Below are 6,898 nucleotides of genomic sequence, written 5' to 3' on the forward strand. Positions count from 1 at the left end.
CCTCCAACACCGCGGGCCTCAACTACTCGGGCGAGTCCGGCGGTCTGAACGAGGCCACCTCGGACATCTTCGGCACCGCGGTCGAGTTCTACGCGGCGAACTCCTCCGACGTCGGTGACTACCTCATCGGCGAGAAGATCAACATCAACGGCAACGGCACCCCGCTGCGCTACCAGGACAAGCCCAGCAAGGACGGCGCCTCGGCCGACTACTGGTCCTCCTCGCTGAAGAACCTGGACGTGCACTACTCGTCCGGCCCCGCGAACCATTTCTTCTACCTCCTCGCGGAGGGCAGCGGCGCCAAGACCATCAACGGGGTGTCGTACAACTCGCCCACGTACAACGGCTCCACGCTCACCGGCATCGGCCGCGCCAAGGCGGTCCAGATCTGGTACAAGGCGCTGACCAGCTACATGACGTCGACCACCAACTACGCGGGCGCCCGCACGGCGACCCTCAACGCGGCGTCGGCGCTCTACGGCTCCACCAGCACCGAGTACAAGGCCGTGGCGGCGGCCTGGACCGCCGTCAACGTCGGCTGACGTCCGGCGGATGACCGAAGGCGGTACCCGGGACCGGGGCGTCCCCGGGTACCGCCCTACTCTTGGCTCCCATGTCCTTCACGTACGACGATGTCGGCGCGACCCGTGACCGCCCCGGCTTCTGCCCGCCCGGCTTCCATCTGCTGCACGTCCGCACCCGCCTGGGCGAGGGACTCGACGTCTTCCGCCGGGCCTCGGAGGCGGTGATGACCTGGGAGATGCACCGCGCCCTCGGCGTGGGCATATCCGCCACCGCCGAGCGTGCGGCCCCCGACGTCGACGTCACGGTCACCCTCGGCGGTGTCATCAAGGCCCCCTGCCGCGTGGTCTGGACGGTCGACGAACACCGCCGCGCGGGCTGGGCCTACGGCACCCTCCCGGGCCATCCGGAACGCGGCGAGGAGTCCTTCGTCGTCGACCGCACCGGCGACGGCACGGTCTGGCTCACGGTCTCGGCCTTCAGCCAGGGCGCCAAGTGGTACGCGAGAGCGGCGGGCCCGGCGACCCGCGGCCTGCAACAGGCGTACGCCCGCCGGTGCGGGACGGTGCTGCGGGGGCTGGTCGGCGAGCCGAAGGACTGACCTCTCAACCGACCTCTCAGCCCTGGCCGGAACCCGGGACCGTCTCGACGGGGTCGCCCGGCTGCCACTGCCCGGACGTGAAGTCGGGCTGGGGAGCGGGACGGGACGGGGCGGGCGGCGGGTTGGCACCCCGGTTGGGGTTCTGCGGAACGGTCCCCGAGCCGCCGGAACCGCCCGAGCCGCTGCCGGACCCGCCGCCGCTCGTACCGGAGCCGGACCCCGATCCGGAACCCGAGCCGGAGCCCGTGCCCTTGCCCTTGGAGGTGCCACCCGTCTTCCGCGCGGCCGGTGTCGCGCTCTTCGACGCCGAGGGGGAGGCGGAGGGGGACGCCGAGGCGCTGGGCGTCGCCGTGACAGCGGGCGTGGCCGACACGGACACGGAGGGCGAGGGTGTCCCGCGTCCCGGCTCCCCGGCACCCGTGTCTCCCCCGGCCGCGCATCCGGCCGTACCCAGCACGAAGATCATGGCCGCCCAGGGCGCCGGCCCCCGCAAGCCACCTGCTCTGACCGTCTCTGCCCACGTCACGGACGCATCGTAGGCGCTGCCGGCCGAAAAAGATCAAGCCCGGTCGGAATCGATACGGCCCCACACCCGCCCTCAGGCAGGTGTGGGGCCGTACGCGAACCGTCGACGCGCGGGCGCTAGCGCAGCAACACCCCCGCCGCCGACGTCAGTTCCTCCGACGGGACCGTCACCACGCCCACCTCCGTGGTGGAGGCGAGGAGGGGGTGGGAGGGGAGGATGCGGACCGTGTAGCCGAAGGGGCCGGTGCGGTCCAGGGAGAGCGGGCCCTCGTAGAGCCAGCGGCCCTCCAGGTCGGGGCCGCCCGCCGGTTTCAGGGGGACCGTCGTCGCGTCGGTGATGCGGTCCTCCTCGTCGACGCGCCCGGAGACGGCCTGCACCTCGACGTCCTCGGGGGCCAGTTCGCCGAGGCCGACGCGGACCCGCAGGGCGAGCGTCGAGCCGAGTTCGGCGGTGGTCGTGACGACCGAGGTCTCCACGTGGTCGACGGTCACCGCGTGCCAGGCGGAGCGCACCCGGCCCTTCCAGGCGGCGAGTTCCCGGGCGGTGTCCGGGTCCATCGCACGGTGTGCCTCCGCGGCCGGGGCGTAGAGACGCTCCACGTACTCGCGGACCATCCGGCCGGCCAGCACCTTGGGCCCGAGCAGCGACAGCGTCTGGCGGACCATCTCGATCCACCGGTCGGGCAGCCCGCCGCGGCCCCGCTCGTAGAAGCGGGGTGTGATGCGCTGCTCCAGGAGGTCGTAGAGCGCGGCCGCCTCGATGTCGTCCCGGTGGTCGGGGTCGGTGCCGGCGCCGTCCGCCGTGGGGATCGCCCAGCCGAAGTCGGGCTGGAACCACTCGTCCCACCAGCCGTCCAGGACGGACAGGTTGAGACAGCCGTTGAGGGCCGCCTTCATCCCGGACGTCCCGCACGCCTCCAGCGGCCGCAGCGGATTGTTCAGCCAGATGTCGCAGCCCGGGTACAGCTTCTGCGCCATCGCCATGCCGTAGTCGGGCAGGAAGACGATCCGGTGGCGCACGCGCGGATCGTCGGCGAACCGGACCAGCTCCTGCACCAGGCGTTTGCCGCCGTCGTCCGCCGGGTGCGCCTTCCCTGCGACCACGATCTGGATGGGCCGCTCCGGGTGCAGCAGCAGCTCCATCAGCCGGTCGCGGTCCCGCAGCATCAGCGTCAGCCGCTTGTACGAGGGGACGCGGCGCGCGAACCCGATGGTGAGCACGTCGGGGTCGAGGACGCCGTCGATCCAGCCCAGTTCGGCCGTGCCGGCGCCGCGCTGCCGCCAGGACGCCCGCAGCCGGCGCCGTACCTCGTCCACCAACTGCTCGCGCAGCAGCCGCCGTAGCTCCCAGACCTCCTGGTCGGGGATGCCGGCGACCGCGTCCCAGCGTTCGCTGCCGCCGACGGTCAGGGCGTCCTCGGTGCGCTGAGCGCCGACCTCGCGGGCGCCGAGCCGCAGCACCTCGGGGGCCACCCAAGTAGGGGCGTGGACGCCGTTGGTGACGGAGGTGATCGGCACCTCGGCCGCGTCGAACCCGGGCCACAGACCGGCGAACATGCCCCGGCTGACCTGGCCGTGCAGCAGCGACACCCCGTTGGCGCGCTGGGCCAGACGCAGGCCCATCACCGCCATGTTGAAGAGGTTCGGCTCGCCGCCCGGGTAGGTCTCCATGCCCAGCCGCAGGACGCGTTCGACGTCGATGCGCGGGAGTTCGGCGTCGGGCCCGAAGTGCCGGGCGACCAGTTCACGGTCGAAGCGGTCGATGCCGGCCGGGACGGGCGTGTGCGTGGTGAACACGGTGCCCGCCCGCACCGCCTCCAACGCGGAGTCGAAGTCCAGCCCGTCGTCGCAGAGTTCGGCGATCCGCTCCAGGCCGAGGAAGCCGGCGTGGCCCTCGTTGGTGTGGAACACCTCGGGCAGGGCGTGCCCGGTGAGACGGCAGTACGTGCGTACCGCCCGGACACCTCCTATGCCGAGCAGCATCTCCTGGAGCAGCCGGTGCTCGCTGCCGCCGCCGTAGAGCCGGTCGGTCACGCCGCGTTCGCCGAGGTCGTTCTCCTCGACGTCGGAGTCGAGCATCAGGAGGGGGACCCGGCCGACCTGGGCCAGCCAGATCCGGGCGTGCAGTTGTTTGCCGGCGGGAAGCGCGAGGGCGACCCGGGCGGGGGTGCCGTCGTCCTCCCGCAGCGGGGTGAGCGGCAGCTCGTTGGGGTCGAGGACGGGGTAGTGCTCCTGCTGCCAGCCGTCGCGGGAGAGGGTCTGGCGGAAGTAGCCGTGCCGGTAGAGCAGTCCGACGCCGATCAGCGGGACGCCCAGGTCGCTGGCCGCCTTCAGATGGTCGCCGGCCAGGATGCCGAGGCCGCCGGAGTACTGCGGCAGGGCGGCCGTGACGCCGAACTCCGGGGAGAAGTAGGCGACGGCGGCGGGGAGTTCGGTGGTGCGGGCCTGGACCTGGTACCAGCGTTCGCCGGTCAGGTAGTCGTGCAGGTCGTCGGTGACCGCGGTCAGCCGGCGCAGGAACCGGCGGTCCTCGGCCAGCTCGGCGAGGCGCTCGGGGCGTACCCCGCCGAGCAGCCGTACCGGATCGCCGTCCGAGACGGCCCAGTGTTCGGGGTCGACGGACTGGAAGAGTTCACGGGTGTCCGCGTGCCAGGACCAGCGCAGATTGCGGGCCAGGTCACTGAGCGGCCGGAGGGGTTCGGGGAGAAGGGGTCGGACGGTGAATCGACGGATCGCCTTCACATTCCACCTCGGCGTGGCGCGTTCGCTGAATGGGCGCACGGCTCTGTGCGCCCGGTGACTCAGCACCGTACCGGTGATGCCCCGGCACCTGGGGGAGGCTTTCCCCGAACGGTCAGAATCACGCATTCCAGCGATATGGCCGATTCCCCTCACACCGGCCACCTTGTGGCACTTCACCCCGCACGAGAGGCTGCCTGGAGAGTCGAGGAGGGGAACTCGAACCATGGCACGGACGCGTACCCGGCGTCTGCGCGGGGCGGGGGGCCTGATCGCGGTGGTCACGACCGTGGTGACCGTGGTCCTGTCGGCCGCAGCCCTGCCCGCGCACGCCGTACCGGAGGGGACGATACTCGGCGCCGGCCGTCCCGGCGCCGTCGACGGAAGCTACCTCGTGACGCTGAAGGAGGCCCCGGACGCCAGCGCGTCCGACCCGTCCGCCGCGGCCGGACGGCGGCTCGCGGAGGCGTACGGGGCGAGAATCAGCCATGTCTACGACACGGTCCTGCACGGCTTCGCCGTCGAGGCGGACGCGAGACAGGCCCGGCGACTGGCGGCCGACCCGCGCGTCGCGTCGGTCGTCCAGGACACCCGGGTCACCGTGGACACACCGGTCACCGTGGACACACCAGTCACCGTGGACACACAGGTCACCGTCGAAGCCAAGAACACCAATGGCACCGCCGCCCGCACCCCCGCCTCCTGGGGCCTGGACCGGATCGACCAGCCCTCCCGGCCCCTGGACGACAGCTATTCCTGGCCGAAGTCGGCGGGCGCCGGGGTGACCGTGTACGTCATCGACACCGGCGTACGGATCACCCACAAGGACTTCGGCGGCCGGGCGCGCCACGGCTGGGACTTCGTCGGCGGCGACGGCACGGCCGCCGACGGCAACGGCCACGGCACGCATGTCGCCGCCACCGTCGCGGGCACCTCCTTCGGGGTGGCCAAGAAGGCGAAGGTGGTCTCGGTCCGGGTGCTGGACGACACCGGCGCGGGCACGATCGCGCGGGTCATCGCCGGTATCGACTGGGTGACCCGCAACGCCCGCAAGCCCGCGGTCGCCAACCTCAGCCTGGGCGGCGGCTACAACGCCCAGCTCGACGCGGCCGTCCGCGCCTCGATCCGATCCGGCGTCACCTACACGGTGGCGGCGGGTAACGAGGGCCGCCCGGCCGCCCTCGGGTCCCCCGCCGACGTCCGCGAGGCCGTCACCGTCGGCGCCGTCGACCGCACGGACACCCGGCCGGCCTTCTCGAACCACGGCTCCGCGCTCGACCTGTTCGCGCCGGGCGTGTCGATCACCTCCGCCTCGCACCGCGGCGACACCGCACGGGCCACCTTCTCGGGTACGTCGACGGCGGCGCCGCACGCGGCGGGGGCGGCCGCGCTCTATCTGGCCGATCACCCGAAAGCCACACCGGCCCAGGTCTCCCGGGCACTTGTCGCGGGCGCCGCGAACGGCAAGGTCTCCGGCCGTGGCAGCGGTTCACCGAACAAAATCCTGCAAGTGCCGCCGTTCTAGGGATCTATGGCGGCTGTTCCCCGTGACCGGCCCCGTTCTTCCGGACGGGGCCGGTCTTGTGCGTAGACATACGCGCGAGTAGTTAACAAAGTGCCGGAGTGCGCACCCGTTCAGGGTGGGAAGGCTCCCCCGGTACTCGACCCCACATCCATCCGCCCACCCCCCGTTGAAGCGGACAGGAGCGGTCATGCCCGCCACGCACCACCCGTCGGCACCCCCGGCGTCCCGTACCAAGGCAACCAAGACCACCAAGGCCGGCCGAACAACCGAAACACCCGGAACGCCCGAAGCGGCTGAAGCGGCTGGATCGGCGGAAGCGGCTGGAGCGGCGGAAGCGGACAAGGCGACCGACACGCCTCCCGCGCGTTCCGCCGACACCGGCCCGCCCGCCCCGGAGCGATCCTCCACCACCGTCGGGCGCATCCCGGTCCTGGACGTGCACCCCGTGGTCCAGCAGGGGCGCAGGCCCGCAAAAGCGGTCACCGGTGAGACGTTCGAGGTCTCGGCGACCGTGTTCCGCGAGGGCCACGACGCCGTCGCCGCCAATGTCGTCCTGCGGGACCCGCGCGGCCGCCCCGGACCCTGGACTCCGATGCGTGAACTGGCCCCCGGCACCGACCGCTGGGGCGCCAACGTCACACCCGACGCGCCCGGCCTGTGGACGTACACGGTGGAGGCGTGGAGCGATCCGCTCTCCACCTGGCGGCATCACGCCACCATCAAGATCCCGGCCGGGCAGGACACCGAACTGGTCCTGGAGGACGGCGCCCGCCTGTACGAGCGGGCCGCGGCCGGCGTGCCCGCGCGCAGCGCGGAACGGACCCTGCTGCGGGCCGCCGCCCGCGCCCTGCGCGACGAGAGCCGTCCCCCCGCCGCCCGGCTGGCGGCGGCGTTGACGCCGGAGGTGGACGCGGTCCTGGCCCGCCATCCCCTGCGGGAGCTGGTCACGGCGTCGGCGCCGATGCCGTTGCTGGTGGAGCGTGAAC

General features: G+C 72.5%; 6 protein-coding genes. 5 read left to right on the forward strand and 1 reads right to left on the reverse strand.

Annotated elements, in window-relative coordinates:
• The 3 genes from G6W55_RS36565 to G6W55_RS36575 all read left to right on the forward strand — a co-directional run.
• A partial coding sequence (locus G6W55_RS36565; protein WP_175524921.1) for a M4 family metallopeptidase occupies positions 1 to 542 on the forward strand: 542 nt, incomplete at its 5' end.
• A 71-nt stretch (positions 543 to 613) separates the two neighbouring features.
• Positions 614 to 1,123: a DUF1990 family protein gene (locus G6W55_RS36570; protein WP_175524922.1), complete on the forward strand. Its 510-nt coding sequence runs from the start codon at positions 614 to 616 to the stop codon at positions 1,121 to 1,123.
• 245 nt (positions 1,124 to 1,368) lie between these two features.
• Positions 1,369 to 1,662 carry a hypothetical protein gene (locus G6W55_RS36575; RefSeq protein WP_175524923.1) on the forward strand — a complete coding sequence of 98 codons (294 nt, stop codon included), beginning with the start codon at positions 1,369 to 1,371 and terminating at the stop codon, positions 1,660 to 1,662.
• A 103-nt stretch (positions 1,663 to 1,765) separates the two neighbouring features.
• Here the strand turns inward: G6W55_RS36575 and G6W55_RS36580 are convergent, their stop codons facing one another.
• A complete protein-coding gene (locus G6W55_RS36580) occupies positions 1,766 to 4,390 on the reverse strand; it encodes a glycosyltransferase family 1 protein (protein ID WP_175524924.1) in 2,625 nt (874 codons plus the stop codon).
• A 223-nt stretch (positions 4,391 to 4,613) separates the two neighbouring features.
• Between G6W55_RS36580 and G6W55_RS36585 the strand changes: the two genes are divergently transcribed.
• Both G6W55_RS36585 and G6W55_RS36590 read left to right on the forward strand, forming a co-directional pair.
• Positions 4,614 to 5,912: a S8 family peptidase gene (locus tag G6W55_RS36585; RefSeq protein ID WP_175524925.1), complete on the forward strand. Its 1,299-nt coding sequence runs from the start codon at positions 4,614 to 4,616 to the stop codon at positions 5,910 to 5,912.
• Positions 5,913 to 6,099: 187 nt separating this feature from the next.
• Positions 6,100 to 6,898 (forward strand): maltotransferase domain-containing protein (locus G6W55_RS36590; protein ID WP_175524926.1); only part of this gene is annotated, 799 nt, incomplete at its 3' end.

Source organism: Streptomyces sp. CAI-85 (genome assembly GCF_013363615.1).
In the GTDB taxonomy this organism is placed as follows: Bacteria; Actinomycetota; Actinomycetes; order Streptomycetales; family Streptomycetaceae; genus Streptomyces; species Streptomyces antibioticus_B.

Bases quoted from the DNA above. Each gene is read 5' to 3' on its own strand.
- G6W55_RS36570 (WP_175524922.1), top strand. From the start codon at position 614: ATGTCCTTCACGTACGACGATGTCGGCGCGACCCGTGACCGCCCCGGC.
- G6W55_RS36585 (WP_175524925.1), top strand. From the start codon at position 4,614: ATGGCACGGACGCGTACCCGGCGTCTGCGCGGGGCGGGGGGCCTGATC.